General features: G+C 62.4%; 27 protein-coding genes. 7 read left to right on the plus strand and 20 right to left on the minus strand.

The features are described 5' to 3' along the window. Positions 1–52 precede the first annotated feature (52 nt). The 17 genes from fliQ to ABDX79_RS05405 form a co-directional block, all read right to left on the minus strand. On the minus strand, positions 53–331 hold the full coding sequence (gene fliQ, locus ABDX79_RS05325) for a flagellar biosynthesis protein FliQ (protein ID WP_346219216.1): 279 nt from the start codon (positions 329–331) through the stop codon (positions 53–55). Positions 332–442: 111 nt separating this feature from the next. Then, a complete protein-coding gene (gene flgD / locus ABDX79_RS05330; protein WP_346219217.1) occupies positions 443–853 on the minus strand; it encodes a flagellar hook assembly protein FlgD in 411 nt (136 codons plus the stop codon). After that, positions 850–1,326 (minus strand): flagellar biosynthesis repressor FlbT, encoded by a 477-nt coding sequence (flbT, locus tag ABDX79_RS05335; protein WP_346219218.1) that lies wholly within the window; start codon positions 1,324–1,326, stop codon positions 850–852. Before flbT ends, flgD begins: the two co-directional genes overlap by 4 nt. Then, positions 1,326–1,673, minus strand: coding sequence for a flagellar biosynthesis regulator FlaF (flaF, locus tag ABDX79_RS05340; protein ID WP_346219219.1), 348 nt, complete (start codon positions 1,671–1,673; stop codon positions 1,326–1,328). Before flaF ends, flbT begins: the two co-directional genes overlap by 1 nt. Before the next feature lie 133 nt (positions 1,674–1,806). Then, positions 1,807–2,859: a flagellar hook-associated family protein gene (locus ABDX79_RS05345; RefSeq protein ID WP_346219220.1), complete on the minus strand. Its 1,053-nt coding sequence runs from the start codon at positions 2,857–2,859 to the stop codon at positions 1,807–1,809. A gap of 17 nt (positions 2,860–2,876) precedes the next feature. Further along, entirely contained in the window at positions 2,877–4,289 is a 1,413-nt protein-coding gene (flgK, locus tag ABDX79_RS05350) for a flagellar hook-associated protein FlgK (RefSeq protein WP_346219221.1), read from the minus strand. A 508-nt stretch (positions 4,290–4,797) separates the two neighbouring features. Next, on the minus strand, positions 4,798–5,469 hold the full coding sequence (locus ABDX79_RS05355) for a response regulator transcription factor (protein WP_346219222.1): 672 nt from the start codon (positions 5,467–5,469) through the stop codon (positions 4,798–4,800). Between the two features lie 393 nt (positions 5,470–5,862). Then, positions 5,863–6,534, minus strand: a complete 672-nt coding sequence (locus tag ABDX79_RS05360) for a response regulator transcription factor (protein WP_346219222.1) — start codon at positions 6,532–6,534, stop codon at positions 5,863–5,865. A 250-nt stretch (positions 6,535–6,784) separates the two neighbouring features. Beyond that, positions 6,785–7,228 carry a tol-pal system-associated acyl-CoA thioesterase gene (gene ybgC, locus ABDX79_RS05365; protein WP_346219291.1) on the minus strand — a complete coding sequence of 148 codons (444 nt, stop codon included), beginning with the start codon at positions 7,226–7,228 and terminating at the stop codon, positions 6,785–6,787. Positions 7,229–7,517: 289 nt separating this feature from the next. Next, positions 7,518–8,765, minus strand: coding sequence for a putative DNA modification/repair radical SAM protein (locus ABDX79_RS05370; protein WP_346219223.1), 1,248 nt, complete (start codon positions 8,763–8,765; stop codon positions 7,518–7,520). A gap of 102 nt (positions 8,766–8,867) precedes the next feature. Next, positions 8,868–9,077, minus strand: coding sequence for a hypothetical protein (locus tag ABDX79_RS05375; protein ID WP_346219224.1), 210 nt, complete (start codon positions 9,075–9,077; stop codon positions 8,868–8,870). 334 nt (positions 9,078–9,411) lie between these two features. Next, on the minus strand, positions 9,412–10,803 hold the full coding sequence (locus ABDX79_RS05380) for an HD-GYP domain-containing protein (protein WP_346219225.1): 1,392 nt from the start codon (positions 10,801–10,803) through the stop codon (positions 9,412–9,414). A 185-nt stretch (positions 10,804–10,988) separates the two neighbouring features. Then, positions 10,989–11,795, minus strand: coding sequence for a formylmethanofuran dehydrogenase subunit C (locus ABDX79_RS05385; protein WP_346219226.1), 807 nt, complete (start codon positions 11,793–11,795; stop codon positions 10,989–10,991). Next, positions 11,792–12,712, minus strand: a complete 921-nt coding sequence (gene fhcD / locus ABDX79_RS05390) for a formylmethanofuran--tetrahydromethanopterin N-formyltransferase (protein ID WP_346219227.1) — start codon at positions 12,710–12,712, stop codon at positions 11,792–11,794. The genes ABDX79_RS05385 and fhcD overlap by 4 nt, the downstream gene beginning before the upstream one ends. Then, positions 12,703–14,340: a formylmethanofuran dehydrogenase subunit A gene (locus ABDX79_RS05395; RefSeq protein WP_346219228.1), complete on the minus strand. Its 1,638-nt coding sequence runs from the start codon at positions 14,338–14,340 to the stop codon at positions 12,703–12,705. Before ABDX79_RS05395 ends, fhcD begins: the two co-directional genes overlap by 10 nt. Positions 14,341–14,371: 31 nt before the next feature. Beyond that, the gene (locus tag ABDX79_RS05400; protein ID WP_346219229.1) at positions 14,372–15,490 is read right to left on the minus strand and encodes a hypothetical protein; all 1,119 of its coding nucleotides are present in this window, start codon (positions 15,488–15,490) and stop codon (positions 14,372–14,374) included. Between the two features lie 127 nt (positions 15,491–15,617). Further along, positions 15,618–15,992, minus strand: a complete 375-nt coding sequence (locus ABDX79_RS05405; RefSeq protein ID WP_346219230.1) for a 4a-hydroxytetrahydrobiopterin dehydratase — start codon at positions 15,990–15,992, stop codon at positions 15,618–15,620. A 53-nt stretch (positions 15,993–16,045) separates the two neighbouring features. On the opposite strand from ABDX79_RS05405, the gene ABDX79_RS05410 reads away from it, so the two are divergent. From ABDX79_RS05410 to mch, 4 genes are all read left to right on the plus strand, one after another. Further along, on the plus strand, positions 16,046–17,065 hold the full coding sequence (locus ABDX79_RS05410) for a beta-ribofuranosylaminobenzene 5'-phosphate synthase family protein (protein ID WP_346219231.1): 1,020 nt from the start codon (positions 16,046–16,048) through the stop codon (positions 17,063–17,065). A 112-nt stretch (positions 17,066–17,177) separates the two neighbouring features. Then, positions 17,178–18,077, plus strand: coding sequence for an NAD(P)-dependent methylenetetrahydromethanopterin dehydrogenase (locus ABDX79_RS05415; RefSeq protein ID WP_346219232.1), 900 nt, complete (start codon positions 17,178–17,180; stop codon positions 18,075–18,077). A 15-nt stretch (positions 18,078–18,092) separates the two neighbouring features. Continuing rightward, positions 18,093–19,304 carry an ATP-grasp domain-containing protein gene (locus tag ABDX79_RS05420; protein ID WP_346219292.1) on the plus strand — a complete coding sequence of 404 codons (1,212 nt, stop codon included), beginning with the start codon at positions 18,093–18,095 and terminating at the stop codon, positions 19,302–19,304. 62 nt (positions 19,305–19,366) lie between these two features. Beyond that, positions 19,367–20,341 carry a methenyltetrahydromethanopterin cyclohydrolase gene (gene mch, locus ABDX79_RS05425; protein WP_346219233.1) on the plus strand — a complete coding sequence of 325 codons (975 nt, stop codon included), beginning with the start codon at positions 19,367–19,369 and terminating at the stop codon, positions 20,339–20,341. Between the two features lie 380 nt (positions 20,342–20,721). Here the strand turns inward: mch and ABDX79_RS05430 are convergent, their stop codons facing one another. After that, entirely contained in the window at positions 20,722–21,111 is a 390-nt protein-coding gene (locus tag ABDX79_RS05430; RefSeq protein WP_346219234.1) for a response regulator, read from the minus strand. Continuing rightward, positions 21,108–22,229 (minus strand): sensor histidine kinase, encoded by a 1,122-nt coding sequence (locus ABDX79_RS05435; protein ID WP_346219235.1) that lies wholly within the window; start codon positions 22,227–22,229, stop codon positions 21,108–21,110. Before ABDX79_RS05435 ends, ABDX79_RS05430 begins: the two co-directional genes overlap by 4 nt. 349 nt (positions 22,230–22,578) lie before the next feature. Between ABDX79_RS05435 and ABDX79_RS05440 the strand changes: the two genes are divergently transcribed. From ABDX79_RS05440 to fae, 3 genes are all read left to right on the plus strand, one after another. Next, complete coding sequence (locus tag ABDX79_RS05440; protein WP_346219236.1) at positions 22,579–23,514, plus strand: RimK family alpha-L-glutamate ligase; 936 nt, start codon at positions 22,579–22,581, stop codon at positions 23,512–23,514. Next, a complete protein-coding gene (locus ABDX79_RS05445; RefSeq protein ID WP_346219237.1) occupies positions 23,511–24,416 on the plus strand; it encodes a triphosphoribosyl-dephospho-CoA synthase in 906 nt (301 codons plus the stop codon). The genes ABDX79_RS05440 and ABDX79_RS05445 overlap by 4 nt, the downstream gene beginning before the upstream one ends. 241 nt (positions 24,417–24,657) lie before the next feature. Continuing rightward, positions 24,658–25,167, plus strand: coding sequence for a formaldehyde-activating enzyme (gene fae, locus ABDX79_RS05450; protein WP_346219238.1), 510 nt, complete (start codon positions 24,658–24,660; stop codon positions 25,165–25,167). Positions 25,168–25,356: 189 nt separating this feature from the next. On the opposite strand, the gene ABDX79_RS05455 is transcribed toward fae, so the two are convergent. Further along, positions 25,357–26,046: a HisA/HisF-related TIM barrel protein gene (locus tag ABDX79_RS05455; protein WP_346219239.1), complete on the minus strand. Its 690-nt coding sequence runs from the start codon at positions 26,044–26,046 to the stop codon at positions 25,357–25,359. Positions 26,047–26,106 lie beyond the last annotated feature (60 nt).

Raw genomic sequence — 26,106 nt, forward strand, 5'->3', positions numbered from 1 at the left:
CTTAAGGGAGGAGACTGATGTCAGCCTGACCGCAGCCGAACGGGCTGGTGGTCTACTGGTTTCCGTCGAAGCCGGTCTCGATGCGGCTGTAGGCTTCCTGGGTGAATGCATAGACCTGAGCGCCGGTGAAGGATGCCGTGACCGCGATCACGATGAAGATCGCCAGGATCTTCGGCACGAAGGTCAGTGTCATTTCCTGGATCTGGGTAAGCGCCTGGAAAAGGGCGATCAGAATACCGACCGCCATGGCCGCGCCGACGGCGGGTGCACTCGCGGTGACGATGGTCCAGATCGCTTCCTGAACGATATCGATCGCGTCAGCCTGGTTCATGGATCTTCAGCCTTCATAGCCTGGCCGGTCGACCCTCATGGTCGCCGCATGTGAAATGGGAGGTCTCGAAGCGCGTCAGAGAGGCCCGTGCCGCGAAAGGCGGCCAAAGCCTCAGGCCACAGTGACGCCGTTTCCGAGCATGATCGTATCGCCGTTCGAGGTCGTTGCCTGGATTCCACCGTCGACCGAGCGGATGCTGGAGACGGTGCCGCTCTTCTCACCGTCGGCGGAGAAGATCGTGCGCCCGATCAGGGCGTCCGCCTGGGTCAGCGCCGAGACGGTCATCATGCTGTCGAGCCGGGTGTTGGTCTGGATCGACTGCTCGACATTGGCGAAGGTCGCAAACTGGGCAACATATTCGGTGGAATCGGCCGGGTTGAGCGGATCCTGGTTCTTCATCTGCGCAACGAGCAGCTGGAGGAAGGCGTCATAGTCCATTTCGGACGCGCCGCCCTTGGTGACACCGTTCTGGGCGGACGTCGCCTGTGTCTGTTGAGTGGCCCCTACAGCGCCGACGCTCATGACATGCCTCCTGCGGCCATCCGAAGTTTCTGGTCCTCACCCCGGACGACCCGGGGCGGGGCGGGACGAACGGCCCCTTTTTCAGGCCGTCCGAGGATTTCGTCCTCGATCGGGATGAGCGAGCGCAACCGCTTCAGCGCCTCGAAGGCACGGCCACGCCCGACCATGTCCTCGATCTCGAGAAGACCCTGAAGAATGTCCCGGTTCGAGTAAGCCTTCAGCATCCGGGCGAGATTGTCGTTGAACACGGCGCGCGGCCTGTCCTGATCGGCCGGATCCATCAGCATCATCTGCACGACGAAATAGAGCTGGCGAAGGGGCGTCGTGGCGTTCTCGGCCTGCATGACATGGCTTTCGAGAAGAAAGGTCACATCGTTCAGGAATTCGAGGGTCGTTTTACGATCGACCTTCATGACGGCGCCGTTCACGAAGATGCGCTCGCCCGCACGCAGCGATATCCTGAGCGTAGACATTAATTGAGACCATCCCGGATGAGGCGCGAAATTTCGATGACGCCTTTGAAATTCGTGGATTTGCCGACACGGATGGCTTCCGCCTCGGCCATGATCCACAGGCCGATCGAGATGAGTTCCGCTCGAAGCTCTTCGGGAAGCCCGTTGTCGGAGCTGCCGAGATCCTCGATCAGGATCGCCCAGAGGCTGCGCGTGATATAGATCGCTTCGATCGCGTCTCTGCTTCTCGGACCGTTTCTCTCTGCTTTTTCAAGAAGCGCGATCGAGTGATCAAGCGCCTGGCGCTCGCGCTCGCGCGCATCGACCGCCGTGTCCTGAGCCACTTCCGCGTAGGAAAACTGATACATTGAAACCCCTTGATATGCGGGTCCTCACCTTTTTCAGGCAGAGGACAGTCCTATTTCTGGCGTGTCGCTATCGTCACCCGAAACCCGAGTTCAGGCGCTTGATCGCTTGTGCGGGATCATACCCGAGCGGAAACTAAAGGTAGTTAAGAAGGCTCATCCGAGACATCCGCGCTGTCAGGGAGTAAGACATCTCAAGCGTGTTCATCAGGCCGTCTATTCGAATCTTGGCCTCATACACATCGACCTCCTCCTCCTCCTGGATCGCGATTTCCAGCACCCTTTGCTGAACCTTTAATCCATCGTTAGCCATGCTGACACGCTCCTGGCGAAGGCCGATCTCCGAGCGAAGATCCGTGAGCTGCGACAGGCCCTTGGAGAGACTTTCGATGGACGTGCTTGTGAGAACCTGACGTGCTTCGTCGTTCAGATAATCGCCGCCGAATTTCGACAGCATGACGGACGATTTGACGACGTTGCGGAAGCTCTCGTCATTCGCAGAGACCGAGCTCTGGATGTAGTCATTGTCGCCGATGCGGCTCGTTGCATCACTGTCGGATGCATTGGACCAGTTTGCCGCCCAGTTCGCGTCGCTGAAAAGATTCTCGAAGTCGTTCTGGAGGAAGTTTTCCATCTGCGCAGCCGTCACCTGAGCGGGATCGCCGCCGGCATTCGCCGCAACGAACGTATTCCAGGCGGTATCCACGAGGCCGGAAGCGACCGACGTCTCGAAATCCTTGAAGATGTCCGGCTTCATGGGCGGCGTGTCCGTGGCGGCACCCGAGAAGATATAGCGTGAGCCGAAGTTTCCGTTCAGCCCGCCGATGATCTGGCTGATACTGGCGGAGGCGACCTGCTTGTTGGCGCGCGCTGCCTGATCGGCTGCCGACGAGGAAATCAGCGAGGCCAGAAGATTGTCGCCGGTATCGGCGATCGTCCCGAGAACGGCCTGCATGGTTTCGAAGCGCTGGCCCATCACCGTGTTGGTGTTCATGAGCCTCTCCCTATTGGAGACTTCAGCGCGCATGGTGATCGTGCGCTCGACCGAAATGCCGAGGCTCTTGCCGACATCGTCGTAGCGGGCGGTCGCGATTTCCTTCTGGGCGATCATCAGTTCCTGCTGCACGCGAGCGATGGAAGCGCGCGGCGCGCCGGAAAGGGAGAGGCTGGAGACAAGGAAGTTCGACATGAAATCAGCCTTTCAGATTAGCGGACAGCCAGGAGGCCATCGAGAAGGTCGCCGACGGTCTGAACGAGTTTGGTCGAGGCCTGATAGGTCCGCTCCAGTTCGAGAAGGTGGCTCATTTCATCGTCGAGATTGATGCCGGTCTTGTTCGAAAGCGCATCGCGGGTTCGCGCGACCATCACGGACTGATAGGAGGCATCCTCGCTCGCCGTCGCCCGTATATCTTCGAAGCGTGCCATGGAGCCGGCGGTGAACATTGCGATCGTGCCGATCTCGCCCGTCGCGAAGGTGTGCTGATCGCTGAACCTTGCGACGAGCTGGTTCAGCCGGTCGGAAAAGCCGGCGTCACCGGCCGCATTGAAGGAGGCACTGCCGTTGATCCCGCCATCGCGCAGGCGTGCCGGATCACCCGTGGGCAGACGATAATCGACGCTTGCGGCGATCGAGATCGTCGCAGGCCCCGCCCGCTCGAAAAGACCGGGTGCGCCATTCTCGGCAAATGTCTCGTTGATCAAGGTGTTCGCGGTATCGTCGAGCCGATCCTGGAACTGGACGCCGATCTCGTCGCGAAGCTTGAGGGCGGCGACGAGCGTGCCCTCTCGGACCGTCATCGTGCTGTCTGCGCCGATGCTCACGCCGTCGATCTTGAACTCGCCAGGCCGCTTGGCCGGAACTGCGCTATCCAGCCGGATCGACGGATCGAAGCTCGGCGTGCGCGCGAATTCGACGCTTCTCGGCGTCGTCTCGAACATCACGATACCGGAATCGGTCGAGAGCACGAGATCGTTGTTCGCGCGAAACCGGACCGAAACCCCGACATAGTCCGAGATTTCCGACACGATCCGGTCGCGCTGATCCACGTCGTCGGTCACATCCGCGCCGGCCTCAGTCCCGGACACCACCTTTGCATTGAGGGTTTCGAGGTTCGCGAGAAGTTCGTTCAGGCGTTTCGCCCCGGCTTCCAGCTGGCGATCGGCATCCCCACGCATGTCCTGGACGGACTTGGTCGCGTTGTTGATGTTCGTCGTCACGGTACGCGCGGCATCGACGGCGGCACGCTGAAGATGCGAGCTTTCCGGCGAACCAGCAAGGTCGGTGAGCGCATCCTTGAGGGCCGCGATCGAAGCAGACGGCGAGGTCGGCGCATCGACATCACCGATCACGTCGCGAACACGGTCGAGCGCATCGGCCAGCGTCTGGTTCGTTCCCTGGCTTGCCTGGGCACTGATGAGACTGCGATAGAGCGCCGGGTCGCTCGACTGGGAAATCGACCTGATATCGACGGCGCCGACGCGCTCATAGCTCTGATTGCCGAATTTCCGCGTCGCGGTCGGATCGGCAGAATTGGCGACGTTACGCGCAACGAGCGCCGACTGCTGGCTCGTGACGGAAAACGACGACCGTGCGCTGTTTAAGACCGAAAGAAGTGACATGGCGAGGTGCTTCTATTCTGTAAGGGCGGCGCGGGCCGCAAGCCGGTCGTGCGACCGGCGAGGTTCGCAATCGAAACGAACAGCCTTCGTTGGACGAGGCCGCAGACGGCGAGGAAAGACGGGGTCCATTGCAGGCAAGGACCGCCACGAAGGACGTCTTCCCTCGGTGTTCGCAGCCTGTCCCATGACCTGATCTCCCGGTATTTCCGTTCGATACAGTCGTAGAGGGTGAAGCTTGTGCTGGCCTGAGAGTTGTCGGCGGTGGTCGGATAAGCCGGAGCGATCCAAGCTCTTATTGCGACTGAGGTTTGGCAGCAGCGATGGGCAAACTCGTCGGCGGGCCGGGCGGCGGAGCAGCGTCTTCGAAGCCCGTAATCTCGAAGAGATCGGACGGATTTCGCACGAGCCTTTCGCCAAAGAAAGCCTCGCCGTAGGCATACGAAAAAAGCCGCCCGCGATCTGATCGCGGGCGGCTTTTTTCGTGTGAGGCAGACAGGAAACTGAAGGCTTATTCGACGCCGATGCCGTAGCCGAGATAGCGCTTGGAGGAGACCGGGTCGTAGCCGAGGCGCATCTTCAGCTTCTTGCGCAGCTTGGAGATGTGGCTCTCGATCACGTTCTCTTCGACGTTCTCGTCGAAGATGCCGTAGATTGCGGAAAACAGCTGCTGCTTGGAAACGCGGCGACCCTTGTTCGCAACCAGATATTCCAGAATGCGGCGCTCGCGGCGCGGCAGGGCCAGCGGCTTGCCGGCGACTTCCGCGTCGCGGCCGTCCTGATAGATGGCGATCTCGCCGGTGACGGTCTTGGCGGCTTCGGAAGACTCGCGGCGGCGGATGGCGCCGACCCGGGCGAGAATTTCCTTTACATGGACAGGCTTGGCGACAACATCGTCGATGCCGGAGGCGAAGAGATCGAGCGTGGAGTCGAGATTGCGGCTCTCGGACAATGCGATCATCGGAGCCTTCGAACGCGAGCGGATCGTGCGGGTCGAGGATGCGCGCTCCTCGAAGTCACCGAGCAGGAAGCCCTCGACTGCGGACAGGTCAGCCTCAGGAGCCGTCGAGATCCAGTCCTGGAATTCTTCCGCGCTGAATCCAGCTGCAGACACGCCCTCGCGTGCAAAGAGAGACTGATAGCCTTCGGTGACAAGTTCACGGTTGTCTACGATCACGATCATGGTCTTTTCCCCTTCGGCCCCCGCCGCGTTAACCTGTGAGTAAGGAATAACCTGACCTCGAACTTGCTCCTATCCTGAAATTTAGTGGTGGATAACGTGTTCGCACCAGCTTCGAACTAAGTCATTGAATATATTGAACTTAATTTATTAGAATTTTTACGTTTCGTTCATTTTCCACCGATACCGCGCGATTCTCCACTCCAGATCCACCGGAAAATACGCCTTCTTCACAGTCCCGCTTGACAGCCCTCAGCTAACTTCTGGCGGCAAACAGAATCGCGCTCCCGTCCTGTCCCGAAACGCCGTAAGATAACCAGACGACGACGAAAAAGGCCGCCTGCGATCTGATCGCGGGCGGCCTTTTTCGTGTGAGGCAGACAGGAAACTGAAGGCTTATTCGACGCCGATGCCGTAGCCGAGATAGCGCTTGGAGGAGACCGGATCGTAGCCGAGGCGCATCTTCAGCTTCTTGCGCAGCTTGGAGATGTGGCTCTCGATCACGTTCTCTTCCACGTTCTCGTCGAAGATGCCGTAGATCGCGGAAAACAGCTGCTGCTTGGAAACGCGGCGACCCTTGTTGGCAACCAGATATTCCAGAATGCGGCGCTCGCGGCGCGGCAGGGCCAGCGGCTTGCCGGCGACTTCCGCGTCGCGGCCGTCTTGATAGATGGCGATCTCGCCGGTGACGGTCTTGGCGGCTTCGGAAGACTCGCGGCGGCGGATGGCGCCGACCCGGGCGAGAATTTCCTTTACATGGACAGGCTTGGCGACAACATCGTCGATGCCGGAGGCGAAGAGATCGAGCGTGGAGTCGAGATTGCGGCTCTCGGACAATGCGATCATCGGAGCCTTCGAACGCGAGCGGATCGTGCGGGTCGAGGATGCGCGCTCCTCGAAGTCACCGAGCAGGAAGCCCTCGACTGCGGACAGGTCAGCCTCAGGAGCCGTCGAGATCCAGTCCTGGAATTCTTCCGCGCTGAATCCAGCTGCAGACACGCCCTCGCGTGCAAAGAGAGACTGATAGCCTTCGGTGACAAGTTCACGGTTGTCTACGATCACGATCATGGTCTTTTCCCCTTCGGCCCCCGCCGCGTTAACCTGTGAGTAAGGAATAACCTGACCTCGAACTTGCTCCTATCCTGAAATTTAGTGGTGGATAACCTTCTTGTGTAAACTCTGAATTAAACTATTGAAATTATTTGGTTTTATTTCTGAAAATTTTCACAATTCGTTTACTATCCACCGATACTGCGCGATTCCCCGCTGCAAATCCACCGCTGGCTCACCGTTTTCTCACAAGCACCCTTGACAAGCCCTATTCAGGGTCTGGCGCCAGCACCTCCAGCACGCGTTTGGGCATGCGCATGGGCTTTCCGTCCGGCGAAATGACCGCGACCTTTACATTCGCCTCGATCAGCACCTCGCCATCACGCGAGATCGTCTGATCCAGCAACACACGCGCACCGCCAAGCTGCCGGGTTCGCGTCGAGACCAGAAGCACGTCGTCGATCCGCGCCGGGCGCAGGAATTCGATCTCCATCTTGCGAACCGCAAAGGCCATCGGCTCTCCGAACGAGCCGGACAAAAGTTCGCGGTGACCGATCCCCTTGAGCCGAAGGAAATCCGACCGCCCCCTTTCCAGGAAGTGCAGATAGCGGGCGTGATAAACGACCCCGGAAAAGTCCGTATCCTCGAAATAGACACGGCACTCGAGTTCGTGGCCATCCTCCACGAGGCGGCCGGCCAGTGCGCTCGCCATCTCGCTGTTCACGACGGTCTCCTTTCGAGGCCGCGAAGCTTTTCGACCTCGGCGCGCACCTCGTCCAGCACCGAGCGTTGATCGGCAAGCAGCTGGTCCAGCATCTCGCGCGCTTCACGCACCTCCAGTTCCGCCTTCAGATTGACCCGATAATCGGTCTCCGCCGTAATCCGGTCGCGCTCGTCCTGGCGTCTCGATCGTCATGACAGCGTCGTCTCTCCTTGCGGGCAGGCCCGGTATAAACGCGGACCGGTCCGATCCGAAAGAGAGAGCCGGCAAAACCGCGATCTCAGAAGAGCTCGAGCTGGGCCGCCTGCTTCTTTACCTTCGGAAGAAAACGGTCGCGAAGGCCGTGGCTGTCCGTCAACCCGCCCGGCGACCAGTCGGCCGCGATGATGAACGGGCGCACCTTGTCGAGCGACTGGCAAAGCTTCGCCACGTCGTCCAGCCTCAGCGTCCGGAATTGACGCGTCGAAAGGATGCGCTTCACCGCCCGCGTTCCAAAGCCCGGCACCCGCAAAAGCATTTCGCGGTCGGCCCGGTTTACGTCCACGGGAAATCGGCCGCGGTTCTTCAGGGCCCAGGCGAGTTTGGGATCGATGGAAAGATCAAGCATCCCCGCCTCTCCGCCGGATACGATCTCGCCACGATCGAAACCGTAAAATCGCATCAGCCAGTCGGCCTGATAGAGCCGGTGCTCGCGCATCAGCGGCGGCTTCATCAGCGGCAGCTTGGCCGAGGAATCCGGAATGGGAGAAAAGGCGGAATAGTAGACGCGCTTCAGCCGGTAATTGCCGTAAAGGTTCTCCGAACGTCCCAGAATGGCGTCGTCATCCGCACCATCTGCACCGACGATCATCTGGGTCGACTGCCCGCTGGCGGAGAATCTCTGCGGCTTCTTCCGATCCTTCTTTTCGCCCTTGTGCTCCTCGATCTTCTCGCGGAGATGGGCCATGGAGCGGCGGATGTCGCGCGGGTTCTTTTCCGGCGCGAACGCCCCGAGCGCCACGTCCGTCGGCAGTTCGATATTGATCGAGAGCCGGTCGGCGAAAAGCCCCGCTTCCTCGATCAGCTTTGGCGCTGCGTCGGGGATCGTCTTCAGATGGATATAGCCGGCGAAATTCTCCTCCAGCCGCAATTTGCGGGCAATCCGCACCATCTCCTCCATGGTGTAGTCGGAATTCCGCACGATGCCGGACGAGAGAAACAGCCCCTCGATGTAATTGCGCTTGTAGAAGTTCATCGTCAGGTCGACGACTTCCTCAACGGAGAACCGCGCCCTCTGCACATTCGACGAGGACCGATTGACGCAATAGGCGCAGTCATAGATGCAGAAATTCGTCATCAGGATCTTGAGCAGCGAAATACACCGCCCGTCCGGCGCGTAGGCATGGCAGATGCCGTTGCCTTCCGTGGAGCCGATGCCGCCGGTCTTCACCGAGTTGCGCGACTGCGCACCGGACGACGCGCAGGACGCGTCATATTTCGCGGCATCGGACAGAATCGCGAGCTTGTCGCGCAGGGAGATCTTGGCCATGGGACATGAGATAACGTTCCCGATCCGTTCACGCCAGCGCGAAAAGGTCGCAGGACCCGTTTTCAGGTCGCATCTCGAAAGCCACGTCTTCCTGCGAGAGGTTCAGATCTTCTGCTCGCGTTCGTCCGGCCAGCCGCATTCCCACCGCTTGACCTTCCAGTTCGGATGGTCGCCGGCCCATTGGGCGACATAGGGTGCTGACAGCATCACGCATTGCGCAAGCGACTGTCGCGCCTGAAAGCTCAGGCGTTCTTCGCGGCATGAGTCCGGATTGGTCACCATGCAGACAGTCAGGATCAGATCGACCATCATCGCTCGACTTTCCTCCCAGAAACGAGTTGTCGCGGCAAGTCGAAGACCATCGACCTGCCATTCCCGGTGCCCAGCCAAATCTTGTGACGCAACGGCGCGTCATCGCAAGCCCATGGAGAAGGTCATGACGCCGCAGGTCAAGCAATCGCGACCCGCGGCGCCAGCGTCCCGTCCCATCCGGTCTGTAAAACCAGCTACGATGCGTTTCGCTGGATGGTTTCAGCCCTACCCGGAAAATCCGGAGGGATTCTCACGCAAGCCTGGGCGATGTCCCGAACCGGCGCCGCGACCGTCTTGCCGCCACGCCGTCCCGCCAAAATCTCGCTTTGGCGCCTCAGGCGGCACGGGCCAATCCGATTTCAGCCTCAGCGATCGCATCTTCCAGTGCCGCAAGACAACGCCCGTCGAACGAAGTGCCGACTTCGGACCGCATGATCGACAGAGCCTTTTCGAGCGGCATCGCCTTGCGATAGGGGCGATCCGCCGTCAGCGCGTCGAAGACGTCGGCAACCGAGACGATCCGCGTGCGCTCGTCGATCTCATTTTCCTTCAGCCCGCGCGGATAACCCCGCCCATCCAGCTTTTCGTGATGGGCGCCGCCGATCAGCGCCATCTCGGAAAAGATCGGGACGCGGGAGAGGATCTTTTCGGAAAGGTCGGCATGGGAGCGCATCGCCACCCATTCCGCGTCGTCCAGTTTGCCGTTCTTGTCGAGGATCGCGTTCGACACGCCAAGTTTACCGATATCATGAAGAAGAGCTGCCCGCTTCAGCCAGCGACAGTCGGCATCGGAGTGACCGAGCTTGCGCGCCGTCATCTCGGCATAGACTGCGACGCGTTCCGAATGACCGGATGTAAAGGGGCTCTTGGAGTCGATCACCTGCGCGAAAGCCTGTGCGATTTCGTCGAGATAGTCCTCGTCGACACGAATGAGGTTACCGGGCGGCTCCATCCCGGCAACACGATCGGCGAAATCTGTCTGTGCGAATGCGTCCCAGAAACCCGGCTCGGAGGCGACTTCGGCGAACACCATCGCCAGATGGGGATCAAACCAATTGCCGGCACGGGCCTCGATCTCGGCGAGCGCGGCCTTTGGACCTGCGGCGGAGTGAAAGACGTCGGCGACCTGCGCCAGAAGCGCGATCCGGGCATAGAGCGGGATCGCGGGCCCGGCGCGGCGATCGGGCCGCCCTTCCCCGTTCCAGTGTTCGTCGAGCGCATGGATGCCTTCGCTGACGGCTTTCGGAAACCGCAAAGCCGCCGCGATCTCCGCGCCGCGATGGCAGCGCGTCTCGATCATCTCGTCGACGATCTCGCCGCCATTCTGCAGGATATTCAGGATCGCCTTCAGCCGTTCGCCGAGGGGCGACTTGCGTCCCGTATGGGAGACGACGAACGCCAGCACTTTCGGCAGGGACGTGCCGAGCGTCTTGAAATCATGTTTGAAGCCGATGTCGTCGGACAGATAGAGTTCGCAGATCCGCGCAGCGTTCGATGAACAGCCAAGGTCCTTCAGCATCACCGTATAGTACAGCTCCCAGAGCTGCAGATCCGGCAGGCCGATACGCTTTCCGATATGGTGGGCGATATAGGTCGCGCGGATGCAGTGACCGGCGGGCTGACCCTCCGTGAGATCGAGCGCATAGGATAGTGCGCCGAGCAGGTCCGACAGACGGACACTTGCAGACGGCCTTGCACCTTGATCACCCAAAACTTCGAAATTCATATGGCGCCTCGTCTTCTCCCCGACCCTTATCGGAAAGAAGACTAACGAACGATGATCGCTCAAACCTTAGCGATCATCGTGCTCATCGGTTAGGGTAAAGCCTTCGTTTCATATCGGCAGGCAAAGCCGCACCGCAGCCCGCCGACGGACACCGGAAGCATTGCCTTCAAATGTCCGCCACGCGATCAAGCCGGCAGATACACCTCACCTAAGCCCAGGACCGCCGTATCACCGCTGATCTTGCGCATCGGCGTTCCATCGAACGGGATATCCCCGAATGTCGATTTGAGTCCGTCCGCCATCAGTTTGAGGAAGAGAAGATCGTGAACGCCCGCATCGATGAATGTCGGTGCGAAGCGCTCAGCGCCTCCCATGAGAAGCAGCGTGCCGCGCTTCATCAGCCGACCGGGCGCGCCTTCCGTACGCCCCGCGACGATCAGGGTGCCGGCAATCATCCGGCTCGCGGCTTCCTTGCCGCAATCGCCGTCGATCAGAATCGTGCCCCGGCGCATGCGGTCGGCAGCCCGTTCACCGGCCGTGCCCGCGATGCGGATCGTACCGCCGGACATGCCCTTCATCTCGCCTGCATCGGGCCCGCCGAGCCTTGCACCGCAATCGCCTTTCACGCGGATGCGGCCGCCTTCAAGCCCCGAGCCGCAAAGGTCGCCCACCGATCCCTCGACGTGAAGATCGCCGCCGCTCATGGCTCGGCCGACGCGAAACCCGGCATCGCCGGAGACCCGGATCACGCCTTCGGACATCGTCTGCCCGATCCGGTCGAGACGGGAAGAGCCCCCCTCAAAGCGGATATCGGCGGCATCGTCGCCCGAGATATCGAAGACATCTCCCGCAAGAAGCGCCCGCTTCGTGGTGCCGACCGGCAGTTTCCCGATTTCGGCGAGGCCGATGCTCTTCAGACGATCCGGCACGAGCGAGGAGCAATCGATCCGCTCGTCCGGTTCGCCCTTCAAGCGAAAGGTGAGCGCGCTCATGGCAGAAGCTCCTTCAGGGAGAAGTGATGGGGTCCGAGACCGCCGCCGTAATTGCCGGCGCCGATGCGAAGCGCGCCTTCATCGGGGCCGAGATCGCAGATCGCCTTGATGCCGGCGCGCATCGCTTCCGACACCGCCTCGGCCGAAAGGCCGTCGATCACGATCTCCAGCACCGAGCCGATATCGTCGTCGAGCTTCGACTGGGTGGCGCCTTTCAGGGTTGGACAGTAGGCATCGTTGGACGAGGCCATCATGCCCTCGTATTTGCCGCCAAGCTTTGAGCCCGACCGCACGATCCCGCCCGGAAAGGGCATGATGACGTCCGGCACCGCCTTCATCGCCTCGACCGCTGCCTCGGAGGCCGCGAGAGCCCCCCTGACATCGCCCGCCATGATGAGGAGATTGCCACCGCCGACGCCGTCGGACGTGTAGCCGGTCTTCGCCTCGCAGAGGAACTCGCCTTCCATCACCGGCATGCGCCAGAAGTGCTTATCCGCAAATTTCTTCGAGACCTGAAAGCCATCGGAAAAATAGCGGATCGCAGAGCCAAGTTCGATCGTCGTTTCGGAATCGTAATCGGCATAACAGGCCGTCGTCGGGCAAGTCAGGATGCACTGGCCGAGCCGTGTCGTCACCTGCTTTTCAAGCCCGCCGGGATCGAAGCCGAAGAAGAGCACGCGCACGCCCGGCCGGCCATCGCGCGTCTCGTCCGGCGAAAGCACCCGTTCGATGCCGCCCTCGCAGCCGCAGGCGATGACCGATGTGGCAAACCCCGTCATCTTGGTCGCCGCCTCCAGCGCCCACTTCTCGCTGATCGCGGTGATCTGGATCGCCGTTCCGCTCATCGGAAAGGCTTCGGCGAAATCGTCGTCGATCCTGACGCCGTTGATCGTCGCGGCAAGGTCAATCACAGGCATGGGACCTCCCGGAATGGCGTCTCACGGCGCAGCGCGCTGCCTTCCACCTTGAACCAGCGCGACTGAAGCCCGTAGGCCTCGTCGAAATAGCGATCGAGCCGCGAACTCATCTTAGCGTCCGAATGGGTCTTCAGGGTCAGCGCCTTGCCATAAGGCTTCGCGATCACCGCGCCGTTCTCGACCACCTTCACGCCATCCTTGAAGAGATAGGCTGCCGCGCCGAACATCTTCGCCTTGTCGTCATCCCGGCGGTAGACCGAGATATCGGCGGTCGCACCGCTGCCGAGATGGCCGCGATCCTTCGTGCCGAGGAGTTTGGCGGGTGCCGCACGGGTCATGGTCGCAATTTCGCCCAGCGTGTATTCGCGATCGATCTCGGGGAGCGAGGTCCACTTTTTCACGCCTTTGGGCAGCGCCTCGATCCATGTTTCACGCACGTTTCGATCCATGAGCAGGGCGAAGATGTCGGGATAGGTGGTGAACGGCGCACCGTTCGGATGATCGGTTGTGAAGAAGACGCGGGACGGGTCCTCGATGAGAAGGAACAGCTCCAGTCCAATCGCCCATTGAAGGGCGTTGAAGAAGCTCTTTTCCTTGTAGTTCATCGGCACGACGCCGCCGCCATTGGCCTCCTGATCCATGATGATCGTCTTGCCGGGGCTCGCCTGAGCGCGGCCGGCGAACTGGCGCAGTTCGTCGGACGAGATCGTCACCGTCTGGCCGAACATTACCTGTCCGATATCGACGGTGACATCGCTGCTTTCGTTGATCAGCCGGGCAAGCTCCTGCCCCTTGGAGGAAAAGCCGCGCTTGCCCTCTGTGCCATAGCCGTAGAACTGGATGTGGGCGAGATGGAGCGGCATGCCCTCCGAAGCCCGGATCGTTGCCTCCGCCGCTTCGGCCGAAGCGCCGGGCACGCCGAGATTGTTGCAATGGACATGCAGCGGATGGGGGATACCGACATCCGCCACGGCCTTCTGCAGCGTCTTCACGATCTGCTTCGAGGAGACGCCATAATCGGGCACCTCCGCGTCGAAGGCGTAGGAGCGGACATTCTCCTTGAAGGCCGCCGAACCGCCTGCATTGATGCATTTGACGCCGAGCGCCTTGGAGGCATCCACCGTCCACGAAACATAGTCGGCGATCGCCTCGTCGCTTTCGCCGTCGCGGATCATCGACATCAGCATGTCGTCATTGCCGAGGACGACCAGCGTCGCCTTGTCGATGATCGGAATATCGGCCAGCTCCAGATGGGCGTGGAGCGCGGCCTGCGGCCCCATGGCGGGTTCGACCACAGTGGTAAAGCCCATTTCGGCATAGCGAAGGCCCGTTTCCTCGGTGGTCCAGCCCACCTTGGAAAGCGCCGTCTCGCCCGGCCGCGCGGAAAACGCGCGGTGCCATTCAGGCAGAAGAAGCCGGGCCGTGTTCACATGACCGCCGGCGATATGGGAGTGGATGTCGATCGCGCCCGCCATCACCACCATGCCGGAGCAGTCGACGGTTTCATCCGCAGAGCCGCTCTCGGACGGCGCATCGACGATCTTGCCGGCTTCGATGAACATGTCCCGAACCTCGTCGATGCCGTTCGCGGGATCGACCACATGGCCGCCTTTGAGGCACGTCAGCATGGGATTGCCTTTCCGTCCCGCCGCATATCGGTCATGCGCGGACCTCGTCGTTTGATGGATGCGTTTTGCCGAGCTGATCGGCGATCGCGGAGAGAATGTCGGCAGCGTTCGTCGCCATCCCCGAATGTTCGGCGGGCTTCGAGACGAAACTGCCGAAGCGCGGCTCGTGATGGACCATCCCGTGGTCGATCCCCGGTCGCCCGATCTTGAAGACGACCTTGGCGCCCTTGCCGGTAGGCTCGTCGGCCGGGCTCAGCAGAACCGTCGGCACATCCGCCGCATCGAAAGCGCTGTCGTCGTAGACGAGGACAAGCCGCCCATCGCTCTCACCGGAGCTTACGAGCCGAAACCCCTCGTTCAGTGTCATGTCGTGTTCGGGATCGACACGGCCGAACGCGGTGCGCAGCGGAAAGCCCGACGTCCAGAGCGCGCCCTCGGCCGCGCCATAGGCGCTTCCAGCCGTGAGCGGTAGAGCGGAGGCCCGCGTTTCGCTGTTGAGATCGGCGACCAGCCCGGCCACGCTCTCGATCGCGATGGCGTCCAGGTCACCGGCAGCGAAGGCGATCGCAGCGAAGCCCGCATCCTTCAGCCAGCCCGCAAGCGCCCGCGCGGCCCCTTCCTCGAAAGGCCCGTCATTGAACGGCTTTCCACCGAGCGCCGCCCGCAGGATGCCGACGGCATCGCCCAGGTCGTCCGACGGACAGGCGATCGTGCGCACGTTGCCCCTGGCTTCAGAAAAGCGTCCCGGCGCGTTTGGCCCAAGCAGCACGATTTCGCGCGGCTCGCCCTTCGTCCTTGCGCCAAGATCGGGCTCCACCGAGAAAATCTGCTCGAAGACCGTCTCGCTGCCCGCGAACGGATCGGCGCCGATCACCAGAACCCGGTCGGCCCGCCGTCGCATCTCCCCGGGAGAAACGCGGATGATGCCGTTGTCGCGCAGCGCCTCGATAAGCGGCGCGACCTTGTCCAGATCCTGATGGTCCAGAACGCCGCCGCACGCACCCGCGACACGCGCGGCCTCGCGCAGGGCAGATATGTCGTCGAACCGGCCCGTCACCAGCGGCAACCGGCTCGTAGACAACAGCTTCACCGCTTCGCGGATCGCCTCGCCGGACGAAACCGGCTGGCCTTCGACCCATGCAGTCGTCACGTCTCAATCACTTTCTGTGCCCGTCACGGGAACTATCACGTCCGCCCGCCACGGCAAGCCGTCCGCTCGCAGGAAATTCCGTCAAGCGAAAATAAGCTCGTCCGTAGCGTGCGCTCGATGGCGTCTGTCAGCTGGATTTTTCGTATTTGATATAGGCAAAGCGCGGATCGTCCGGCGTGCCCTGAAGCGGTCCGTCTTCCTTGCCCGGCTGCCACATGATCACCTGTTCGATCATCTTGGCGAGGGCGAAGTCCGAATCGGTGATGCCCTTGGCGGCGTGATTCATCAGCCGAACCTCGACCCAGGCATAGGACGCCGTGATATCGGGATGGTGAAACGCGGCCTCGGCCAGATGGCCGACGGCATTGATCACCATCAAGGTGCCTTTCCAGCCTTGCGTCTTGTAGGTGCGGCGGATCCAGCCGTCTTCGAGACGCCAGGTCGGCAGCTCGGTCTTCAGACGTTCTTCGACGTCAGCGTCGGAATAGGTCTTGGCAGCCATTGGTTTCTCCCTTGTCCGATCGGTCTAGCACTCGATAATAGGCGGGGCGCGTCATGAAGACAGGATCGATTTTGCCAGACCACGTCGTCCACGTTTCCGCCCCCGCTCGCCTCCATCTGGGTTTCCTTGATCCAGGGGCAAATTTCGGGCGCCGTTTTGGCGGCATCGGCCTTGCGATCGATGCTCCGGCGACCTCGCTTTCGATCAGGCGGGACCGGGCCACGGCGGTCATCGGCCCGGACGCCGATCGCGCTCGCGGCTATCTCGAAACCCTGCACTCTCATCTCGGTCTGACAACCAACCACCGCGTCGAGATCGAAAGCGTCATACCCGGCCATTCCGGCCTCGGCTCGGGCACCCAGCTCGCCCTCGCCCTCGCGACCGCCCTGCGCACCCTCGAAGACATTCCGCTCGATGTCGCGGGCGATGCGGCGGTTCTGGGCCGCGGCCAGCGTTCAGGCCTTGGCGCCGCCTTCGTCACCCGGGGCGGGCTCGCGGTCGACGGCGGCAAGGGGGCGAGCGATGCACCGCCGCCGCTCGTTGCCCATTTCGATTTCCCAGAAGACTGGCGCATCATCCTCGTCTTCCAGGACGATCTTTCCGGCATCCACGGAGCCGCCGAACTCGAAGCCTTCGCAAGCCTGCCTGACTTTTCGGCCGAAGACGCAGGCGAGGTCTCCGCCCTGACGCTCATGAACGTCCTTCCGGGGCTCGTCGAGCGCGACATCGCAACCTTCGGCCGTGGTCTGACGCGGATTCAGGAGATCGTCGGCTCCCATTTCGCGCCCGCCCAGGGCGGTGTCTTCACGAGCTCCCGCGTTGCCGAGATGATGGCACAGCTCGCCGCGAATGGCGCCCATGGCATCGGCCAGAGCTCATGGGGGCCGACCGGTTTCGCCTTTGCGCCGAGCGAAGCCGAAGCGCTCGACATCGTCGAGACAGCGCGCGCGACACGCGATATCGAAGGCCTCACGATCAGGATTGCCAAAGGCCGCAATCAGGGCGCGGTCGTCGATTCCATTCGGCAGGAGATCCGCAAGCGCCTGTCCCTTGCGAAACTTTCGATGCGTTGAGAGCGCGACGGGCGTTTTCTACCCGATCGGGCGCTTCGCCGCATCCCCCGATCAGTGCTAGTAGCAGCGGCAGCAAGGGCGCCGACACCATAGAAGCGAACGGATACCGGACATGCCAAAGAACATCCTGCACATGATCACGCCGCAGAAGCACGTGAGCCCCTTCGACGTGAACCAGGCGCTCGATGCCGGTTACGATTCCGTCACGCCCTATGAAAGCGTCGGGATCGACGAGGTGAGCGACCTCGTGCAGGACGTCATCTTTTCGCGCCCGCCCGATCACGGTGTGAACTCGGCGATCTTCTTCGGTGGTGACGACGCGGTTCTCGCTCTCGACATGATCGATGCCGCCAAGGGCGCGCTCGTGCCGCCCTTTACCTGCAACATCATGGCCGATCCGGCCGGCTCCTTCACCACTGCAGCGGCCATGGTCGCAAAAGTGGAGAAGGCCCTGAAGGAGGAGAAGGGCGTCGACCTCAAGGACACCACCATCGCCGTCTTCGGCGCGACCGGCGTCGTTGGCTATTGCGCCGCCGTCATCGCCGCTTCGGAAGGCGCGAAGGTCCGCATCGTCGGCTATAGCGGCGTCGACCGCGTCAAGAAGCGCGCCGACGAGATGAAGGAGCGCTTCGGCGTCGAGGTCGAGCCGGTCGACGGCTCCTCCGACGAGAAAAACTCGGCGATCATCTCCGATGTCGAGGTCATTCTCTCGGCGGCCAAGGCCGGCATTCAGGTTCTCAGCCACGACCAGTTGAAGAAGGCTGAGAAGCTTCTCGTCGCAGCCGACGTCAACGCCGTTCCGCCCGTCGGCCTCGAAGGCATCGACGTGATGGACGATACGGTGAAGATCGAGGGAACCGAGGCGCTCGGCATCGGGGCGCTCGCGACTGGCGTCTTCAAGTCGAAGACGGAATACGGCCTGCTTCGCCAGATGATCGAGTCGGAAGAAGGCCAGGTTCTGGATTTCCGCCACGCCTTCGATCTTGCCCGCAAGCTCGTCAACGAGGGCTGATCCGGTTTGAGCGAAATGGAAACCGCTGGCGAGCGTCAGACGATCCTGTGCGCGGCGTTTTCCGCGCGCCAGATCGCCGAGAGCGCACGCCTTTCGGGCTATGATGCGCTGGCGGTCGACTTCTTCGCCGATCTCGATCTGAAGGCGGCGGCGAAACGCGCCGAACTCGTGACCGGCCATTACCCGGACGGCTTCACCGACGAGGATCTACTGTCCGCCCTCGACCGGCTGGCCGAGGGCGAGAAGCCAATCGGCTTCGTTTACGGCGCGGGCTTCGAGGATCGCCCGCATCTTCTCACCGAAATCGGAAAGCGCTGGCCGGTGCTCGGCACGGGCGCGACGGCCTCGGCCCGGCTGAAGGACCCGCTCTGGTTCGCTGAGGTCTGCGACCGGGCGGGCGTTCTCTTTCCCGAAATCGCCCTTTACGCCCCGCCGGAAGAAGAGGGATGGATTTCGAAACAGGTCGGCGGCTGCGGCGGCACCCATGTCCAGTGGTCCAATGCGCAGCGCCCCGTTGGCGGAACCGGCCGGCGTTACGCCCAGCGTTTCATGCGCGGCACCCGCTACTCGCTCGCAGCGCTGGCGTCACGCGGCGACATCCGGTCCCTCGGCTTTTCGCGCCAATGGGTCGACCCCACACCGGACGAGCCCTTCCGCTATGGCGGCGCCGTCGGCCCGCTCGATCCACCAGCCTCCGTCGCCCGAACCATGCGCGAGGACCTGCGCCGCATCGTCCGTTCGGCCCATGAGGCAGGCACGGCGCTGACCGGACTTCTCAGCGCCGATTTCATTGTGGCTGGCGAGTTCGTCTATTGCCTCGAGATCAACGCCCGCTTCGGCGCGACGGTGGATGTGTTCGACCAGCCCGACGCGCCGCTGCTGAAGCTCCATATCGAGGCCTGCAACGGCAGCCTGCCGGCGGATCTGTCGCCCTATCAGCACGCCTGTCGCGCCTCGGGTCTTGCCTGGGCCGATGCGCCGCTTCACCTTGGCGAAGGCTTCTCCTGGCCGGACTGGACGCGGGACCGCACCACCCTGCCCCACAGCTTCGAGGCAGGTGAGCCGATCGCGACGATCTATGCCGAGGCCAAGAGCGAGGGTGAGGCGACGACGCTCTTCGAGAGGCGCGTCACTGAGCTTCGCGCGTCCGGCCAATCACATGACCAAAGCCAGGGCGCAGCCGGCGATGGCCGAGAACCACCTCGGTTGGCCTACGCGACCCAGTAACCTACAAACACAGTCCAAGTCCGACGCATCGACGGACGATCGCGACTGATCGGGAGGAACACATGACGACGAAACAGGCGAATATCTCGGTCAATCGGGGCGTCCTGCCGCTGATCCAGACCCTGAAGGACAATGCCGGCGAGCTGCGCGTGAAGGTGACGACGGGCGCTGCCGGCGAAACCATCATTGATGCGGGCTCAACTGTGCCCGGCTCCTTCGAGGCCGGACGGCTTCTGACGGAAGTCTGCCTTGGCGGCCTCGGTCAGGTGCGGCTCGATGTCGGCTCCTATCTCGATCGCTGGCCCTTCACCCTCACAGTCTCCACCTCCCAGCCCGTCATCGCCTGCCTCGGCAGCCAGTATGCCGGCTGGCAGCTGACCCATGGCGAGGGCGAGAACGCCTACTTCTCCATGGGCTCGGGTCCCGGCCGCGCCATGGCCGGCAAGGAGCACATCTTCGAGGACATCGCCTATTCCGACAGCGCCGACGAGGCCGTTCTCGTGCTCGAGACCGACACCGCGCCGCCTGAAGAACTGGTGCGCCAGATCGCCAAGGATTGCGGCGTCGCGCCGGACAAGCTCACCTTCGCGATCACACCGACCACTTCGCTCGCTGGCGCGATCCAGATCGTCGGCCGCGTGGTCGAGGTCGCCCTCCACAAGGCGCACGAGTTGAAGTTCGATCTCTCGCGCATCGTCGAGGGTATCGGCACCGCCCCGCTCGCCCCGCCCCATCCCGATTTCATCACCGCCATGGGCCGCACCAACGACGCGGTGATCTATGGTGGGCGCATCCTTCTCTACGTCACCGGCCCGGCAGACGAGGCGAAGGACCTCGCCGAAAAGCTCCCGAGCTCGACGGCGGCCGACTACGGCAAGCCCTTCGCGGAGATTTTCAAGGAATACGAAGGCGACTTCTACAAGATCGATCCGATGCTGTTCTCGCCGGCCGAGGTGCAGGTGGTCGCGCTTGATTCCGGCGAAACCTTCCGGGGCGGTGCCATCGATCCGAAGCTGGTGGATGCCTCGTTCGATTAAGGGTTAGAGACCCATCTTACGCAGACCGACGGTCCCTTCGAAGCATCACTTTCGACACGGTCGTCGGACGGATACCGGCGGACATTTGAAAGCATCGCGTTCGGATGTCCGCAGGCAGCCCCGTCGGCGTCTGATACCGAGGGGCCTTTGAAACCAACGGTTTCATAAGGTGGCCGGGAGCCCGAGCGGCGCCAGAGCCAATCGTCGGACGACAATTGACCTTCAGGTCAATTCATTTGTCCGGCGGTATGAGCCTGTGCCGGACGAATGAAGTGCTACGGCAGGGTAAGGAAACAGCGAGCCCCGTTTTCCGTCCATGTCTTGCGGAACCAGGAAATGCTGCACGCGTGGCGTTCGTTTCCGGGAAATACCATCGCGATCTATTCCCGGTGCAGTTCGACAAACGTCGAATTGCCGGTCAGTTTCCGACGGAGCATGTCCGCCATATCCGCCTCGATATAAGGTTTCTGGATGACCGGTATCGATCCATAGTTCGGGTCCAGCCCTTTCAGGCCGTATCCGGTTGCGAAAATGAAAGGCGTCCCGTTCTCCAGCAACAGATCGGCGACGGGATAGCTTCGCGTATCGCCAAGATTGATGTCGAGCACTGCGAAATCGAAGGTTTCCTTTTGGACGAAAGTCAGGGCCTGATCGAGGCGCATCGCCAGAACGACCTCGCAGCCGAGATCGAACAGGATATCCTCGGCCATCATGGCGATGAGGCTTTCATCCTCGACGAGCAGGACCCTGCGCCCCTCCAGCATACTCATCGCTGAAGCGCCTCGGTCACCTTGGCTTGCCCGTGCCAACCGAGCGGTGTCAGCGGAATCTGGACGCGGCAGACGACACCGGAGGGCAGGTATCGCAACTCCGCGCTGCCGGCGAACTCCATGGGCAACTGGCGCTCGATCAAGCGGGAACCAAAGCCCTTGCGGGCGGGCGGTTCAACGGTGGGGCCGTTCCGTTCTTCCCAATAAAGATCGAGTTGCTCGCGCCCGTCCTCGAGTGCTGCGAGCGACCACTGGACGAGAACCTGGCCCTCCGGCACCGTCAGGGCGCCGTATTTCGCCGCGTTCGTCGTCAATTCGTGCAGCGCCATCGCAAGCGTCACCGCGACCTTGGAATGCAGGCGCGAATCGGGCCCCTCGAGCTTGAAGCGCTGATCATCCGATTCCACTGAGAGATGCGGGGAAACAGCTCTTTCGACGACGCTTTTCAGGCTGGCGCTTTCCCAATTGTCATCCACCAGCACGTTATGGGCGACAGACAAAGCGCTCAGGCGGGAATCGAACACCGCGCGAATGGCGGGGTCCGTGGCCTCTGCGCGAAAGGTTTGTGCGGCGATCGACTGAACCGTCGCCAGGGTATTCTTCACCCGGTGGTTCAGTTCGTTGATCAGCAGGCGTTGCCGCTCGGCTGCCGCTTTCTCTTCGGTGATGTCGCGAACCTCGATGATCGTGCCGATGATGTTGGACTCGTCGTCCCGGATCGGGCTCGCTGTGAAACCGACCGGGAAGAAGTGGCCATCACGATGAATGAAGACCTCTTCACCACGCTCCTGATTGTTTTCGGGAAACGCGCGATCGATCGCACACTCATGCAGCGGAAACGGCTCGCCGTTCGGATAGGTGTGGTGAACGATGTCGTGCAGCGGGCAGTCGCGTTCCAGGACTTCGGAGAGGGTCCAGCCTGTCAGCTGTTCGGCGGCACGGTTCATGTAGATGCAATGCTGGCGGTCATCCATCAGGAAGATGGCGACCGATGCATTGTTCAGCACTGCGTTCAGACGGCGTTCGGTCTCGAACAGCTGGCCATCGCCCTGCCGAAGGTTCTTGAGCGGCGCCTGCGCGGCTGAAGTCGATTGCAGCGGCTGCCGCGAATTTGGCATGAAAACAGACCCTCCATACAGGTTTGATTTATGAATCGAACCGTTCTCAAAACGGGTATGAGGCAGGCATTTCAATCACATATTAGCGTAACACACCGTTTGAACGAGTCCCTAAATGAACATCGCGGCAGGTGTTGCAGCATTTTGTCACCAGAGATATCGCCTGGTTCGGGCCGATCCGCCCACAACCCGGATCGACCCCCGAGCCTCCGGCGGTTTGACGATCCGGCGGCTTCCATTCATCTTGTGCCGTCGTCGCATGACGGACGAACTGCGATGGTCCTTGAGCGAATGACCACCGCACGTCTTTCGGTTGCGTAAGACTCTGTCCTTGAAGACCGGACCATCCATGCCCGCACCCCGCATCCTCGTCGTCACCGCCGCTATCGACCGCCACGCGCGGCAGATGAAGGCCGCGTTCGAGGCCTGCGGGGCGAGCGCCTCATTCGCCAAACTCGCCGACATCGGTTTCGACACGGGCTCGCCCTCGGGCTTTTCGATCCCGGGATACGAGAGCGACCTGCCGGACGCCATCTGCGTGCGCACGATGGACGGCGGCAGTTTCGAGGGCGTGACGCGCCGCCTCGGCATTCTTCACGCCCTCGAGGGCGTCGGCATTCCCGTCTCGAACTCGGGCCGCGCGATCGAGTTCTGCGTCGACAAGGCGGCGACGAGCTTTCGCCTGAAGGCGGCAGGCCTTCCGAGCCCGCGCTCTTACTGCTTCGAGAAGCGCGATCAGGCCCTCGATGCGATCGAGAAGACGTCCGGGCCGCTCGTGCTGAAGCCGCTTTTTGGCAGCCAGGGCAAAGGCCTCAAGCTGATCCGCGCGCCTGCCGACCTGCCCCCGCCAGAGGAGATCGCCGGCGGCGTCTACTACCTTCAGGAATTCGCGGGGAAAGCCGTTGGCGAACGCTGGACCGACTTCCGCATTCTCGTCTCGAACGGCAAGGCCATCGCCGGCATGCGCCGGGAGGCGGCGAACTGGATCACCAATATCAAACAGGGCGCGGTCGCGCTTCCCATGGAGCTGGACGAGGCGATGAACGCCCTCGCCATTTCAGCGGCCAAGGCGGTCGAAGCCGATTTCTGCGGCGTCGACCTCCTGCGGGACGCTGACGGCGCGATCCAGCTCATCGAAGTGAATTCCATGCCGGCCTGGACCGGCCTGTCCCGCGTCGTGCCGCTCGACATCGCCCGCATTCGCGCCGAAGACCTTCTCTCGCGCCTGGAGGATGCTTCGACCAAGCGGCCGGGCGCGGATCTCGTTCTGCCGCGCGCCGTATGAGCGCCGTCGAACCACGTCGAACCATCGAAGCAGCCTTCCTCAGGGCATGCCGGGCGGAGCTTGCCGCCATCAAGCCCGGCAATGTCCACATCCACGCCCCCGGCCATGACATGGATGCCGAAACCTTCGAACGCGCCGCACTCGCTGCCGCCCCGATCATCGCCGATCCGGCCCTAAGCGTCGGCCGCCGGGTTCTGGAGGCGACCCGCGCGAGCTTCGCCGCGGCCGGATGCAACGCCAATCTCGGCATTGTCCTCCTCGCCGCGCCCCTTGCCCGCACCTTCGAGACCATGGAAGCGTCCGGCCCAGGCGCTCTCGAGGATGCCCTCCGCCGAACCCTTACCGCTTTCTCGGAGGACGACGCGGCAGACGTTTTTGCCGCCATCGCCCATGCCTCGCCCGGCGGACTTGGTGAGGCCGGCGCACACGATGTGCGCCACGCGCCGAGGATCTCACTCATCGAAGCGATGCGGCTTTCCGCCGACAGGGACCTGATCGCCCATCAATACGCGACCGGCTATTCGGATATCTTTCGTACGGGGCTCGCGGCGCCGGACGCAGCGCCCGCGTCGATCATCGACCATCCGGCTCTCGGCCCCGCCTTCGCGATTTATCTCGCCTACACGACCCGCTTCGCCGACTCCCATATCGGCCGCAAATTCGGGCCCGAGCGCGCCGAATCCGTGCGTTTGCGATTCGCCCGGCTCGCGGCGGCCATTACCCCGACTGCCGACCCTGACGAGGTTGCGGCGAATGCTCTTCGCCTCGATGCCGAACTGAAGTCGGAGGGCCTCAATCCCGGCACGTCCGCCGATCTTACCGTCGCGACACTCTTCGCCCTCGACCTCGCGCGCACCGCTTTTTTTCCCCATCCCTTGCGGAACGTCCCGCGCGATGATTGACTGCGCCCCGTCGTGGTCCATGTGACAACGGCGCTATCCGGCTAACCGGTCTCGATTAAGGGATGCCGCCAACAAGGGTAGCCGTGAGGATGGATTGCTCCGCGCAGTCCATCGGCCGGGAGGAAATGGCCGATACGGCTTGTTGTGGCAGGCTTTAAGGCTATCTCACATCCCGGGAACAGACATATTGAGGGTCGGCCGGGAGATAACCGGCAGGACCGCACAACAGGAGGAATTGCTCATGGCAACCATCAACAAGGTCATGGTCGGCGAGTCGCTCGTCGGTGAAGGCAACGAAGTTGCACACATCGATCTCATCATCGGCCCCCGCGGTTCGGCTGCCGAGTCGGCGTTCTGCCACTCGCTGACGAACAACAAGGACGGTTTCACGACGCTTCTCGCGGTCGTCGCGCCGAACCTGCCCTGCAAGCCCAACACGGTGATGTTCAACAAGGTCACCATCAAGGGCGCCAAGCAGGCCGTCCAGATGTTCGGCCCGGCCCAGACCGCCGTCGCGCGCGCCGTTGCCGATTCAGTCGAAAAGGGCATCATCCCGGCCGATGAAGCCGACGATCTCTACATCTGCGTCGGTGTCTTCATCCACTGGGAAGCCGAAGACGACGCGAAGATCCGCGACTACAACTACCAGGCCACGATGGAGTCCATCGAGCGCGCCGTGAAGGGTACGCCGACCGCACAGGAAGTCGTCTCCAAGAAGGGTTCCGCCGAGCATCCGTTCGCCGGCGCTTAGACAAGAGACCATCCCGGGGGAGAGGAAGAATCGGCGATGTCCGGTGGACTTCTCCGGCGATTGGCCGCCAAATTCGGTTTTCAATAACCGGGCACCGCTCTCGCGGTCGCAACACATCGAAGGAAAAGGGGCCGAAAGGCTCCTTTTTCTTTGGCCGGCAGCCTCTCGGCGCCCCTCCCCCGGGATATCCTATCCCCGCCGCGCGATCCGCCCGTCATGGATCGCGCTGGCGACCAGCGCGCCTGCAACGCCCATGGCGGCAAGCGCATCGAGATCCGTTTCGCCGCGAACGCCCCCCGCCGCATGCACCCGGCGCCCGTCGGCCCGCCGGGCGATCTCCTCCAGACGCGCAAAATCTGGCCCGCCGTCCGAGCCGACCGCCGTCAGCGACATCACGATCACATCGTCCGGCCAACGGGCCGCATCCTCCAGAATGCGCCGCGAGCCGCGATAGCCCTCCGCGCCGAAATCGAGCGAGAGCACCGCCGGCCTCTCGATCCGAGCCAGCTGATCCGCCTCCGTCTTGTCCAGCGTCTCCGTCCCGAACACGGGCACGATCCGCGCGTCCCCCACCGCCGCCGTGAGCGCCTCTGCCTCGCCGATCGTGCGAAACCCCGCATCCACCCAGAACCGCACGTCCGGCAGCGCCGCCGTCAGCGCCATCAGCACCCCAACCTGCGCCTCGCCTCCCATGATCGCGTCGAGATCGGCGACATAGACCACCGCCGCCCCCGTCGCGCGGATAAGCCCGCGCGCCACGGCCACCGGCGCCGCGCCCTTTGCCAGCGGCGTTGCGATGGGCCGATAGCTCTCGCGCTTGCCGCCTTGCCCGCGCACGATCGCGCCGTTCATCACGTCCAGCACCAGGATCAGCTGCATCTTCAGTTCACTCCCCTGTCATTCGCCGCACACAATGCTATGACGCGCGTCAGTTCGAAT

Origin of the sequence: Fulvimarina fulva, assembly GCF_039652615.1 — a bacterium.
Classification (GTDB): Bacteria; Pseudomonadota; Alphaproteobacteria; order Rhizobiales; family Rhizobiaceae; genus Fulvimarina.

Bases quoted from the DNA above. Each gene is read 5' to 3' on its own strand.
- ABDX79_RS05345 (WP_346219220.1), bottom strand. From the start codon at position 2,859: ATGTCGAACTTCCTTGTCTCCAGCCTCTCCCTTTCCGGCGCGCCGCGC.
- mch (WP_346219233.1), top strand. From the start codon at position 19,367: ATGACGACGAAACAGGCGAATATCTCGGTCAATCGGGGCGTCCTGCCG.
- ABDX79_RS05385 (WP_346219226.1), bottom strand. From the start codon at position 11,795: ATGAGCGCGCTCACCTTTCGCTTGAAGGGCGAACCGGACGAGCGGATC.
- ABDX79_RS05380 (WP_346219225.1), bottom strand. From the start codon at position 10,803: ATGAATTTCGAAGTTTTGGGTGATCAAGGTGCAAGGCCGTCTGCAAGT.
- ABDX79_RS05445 (WP_346219237.1), top strand. From the start codon at position 23,511: ATGAGCGCCGTCGAACCACGTCGAACCATCGAAGCAGCCTTCCTCAGG.
- ABDX79_RS05410 (WP_346219231.1), top strand. From the start codon at position 16,046: ATGAAGACAGGATCGATTTTGCCAGACCACGTCGTCCACGTTTCCGCC.
- fae (WP_346219238.1), top strand. From the start codon at position 24,658: ATGGCAACCATCAACAAGGTCATGGTCGGCGAGTCGCTCGTCGGTGAA.
- ABDX79_RS05455 (WP_346219239.1), bottom strand. From the start codon at position 26,046: ATGCAGCTGATCCTGGTGCTGGACGTGATGAACGGCGCGATCGTGCGC.
- fhcD (WP_346219227.1), bottom strand. From the start codon at position 12,712: ATGCCTGTGATTGACCTTGCCGCGACGATCAACGGCGTCAGGATCGAC.
- ABDX79_RS05395 (WP_346219228.1), bottom strand. From the start codon at position 14,340: ATGCTGACGTGCCTCAAAGGCGGCCATGTGGTCGATCCCGCGAACGGC.
- ABDX79_RS05420 (WP_346219292.1), top strand. From the start codon at position 18,093: ATGGAAACCGCTGGCGAGCGTCAGACGATCCTGTGCGCGGCGTTTTCC.
- ABDX79_RS05440 (WP_346219236.1), top strand. From the start codon at position 22,579: ATGCCCGCACCCCGCATCCTCGTCGTCACCGCCGCTATCGACCGCCAC.
- ABDX79_RS05430 (WP_346219234.1), bottom strand. From the start codon at position 21,111: ATGAGTATGCTGGAGGGGCGCAGGGTCCTGCTCGTCGAGGATGAAAGC.
- flbT (WP_346219218.1), bottom strand. From the start codon at position 1,326: ATGTCTACGCTCAGGATATCGCTGCGTGCGGGCGAGCGCATCTTCGTG.
- ABDX79_RS05375 (WP_346219224.1), bottom strand. From the start codon at position 9,077: ATGATGGTCGATCTGATCCTGACTGTCTGCATGGTGACCAATCCGGAC.
- ABDX79_RS05370 (WP_346219223.1), bottom strand. From the start codon at position 8,765: ATGGCCAAGATCTCCCTGCGCGACAAGCTCGCGATTCTGTCCGATGCC.
- flaF (WP_346219219.1), bottom strand. From the start codon at position 1,673: ATGTATCAGTTTTCCTACGCGGAAGTGGCTCAGGACACGGCGGTCGAT.
- ABDX79_RS05415 (WP_346219232.1), top strand. From the start codon at position 17,178: ATGCCAAAGAACATCCTGCACATGATCACGCCGCAGAAGCACGTGAGC.
- flgK (WP_346219221.1), bottom strand. From the start codon at position 4,289: ATGTCACTTCTTTCGGTCTTAAACAGCGCACGGTCGTCGTTTTCCGTC.
- flgD (WP_346219217.1), bottom strand. From the start codon at position 853: ATGAGCGTCGGCGCTGTAGGGGCCACTCAACAGACACAGGCGACGTCC.
- ABDX79_RS05435 (WP_346219235.1), bottom strand. From the start codon at position 22,229: ATGCCAAATTCGCGGCAGCCGCTGCAATCGACTTCAGCCGCGCAGGCG.
- ABDX79_RS05355 (WP_346219222.1), bottom strand. From the start codon at position 5,469: ATGATCGTGATCGTAGACAACCGTGAACTTGTCACCGAAGGCTATCAG.
- fliQ (WP_346219216.1), bottom strand. From the start codon at position 331: ATGAACCAGGCTGACGCGATCGATATCGTTCAGGAAGCGATCTGGACC.
- ABDX79_RS05405 (WP_346219230.1), bottom strand. From the start codon at position 15,992: ATGGCTGCCAAGACCTATTCCGACGCTGACGTCGAAGAACGTCTGAAG.
- ybgC (WP_346219291.1), bottom strand. From the start codon at position 7,228: ATGGCGAGCGCACTGGCCGGCCGCCTCGTGGAGGATGGCCACGAACTC.
- ABDX79_RS05360 (WP_346219222.1), bottom strand. From the start codon at position 6,534: ATGATCGTGATCGTAGACAACCGTGAACTTGTCACCGAAGGCTATCAG.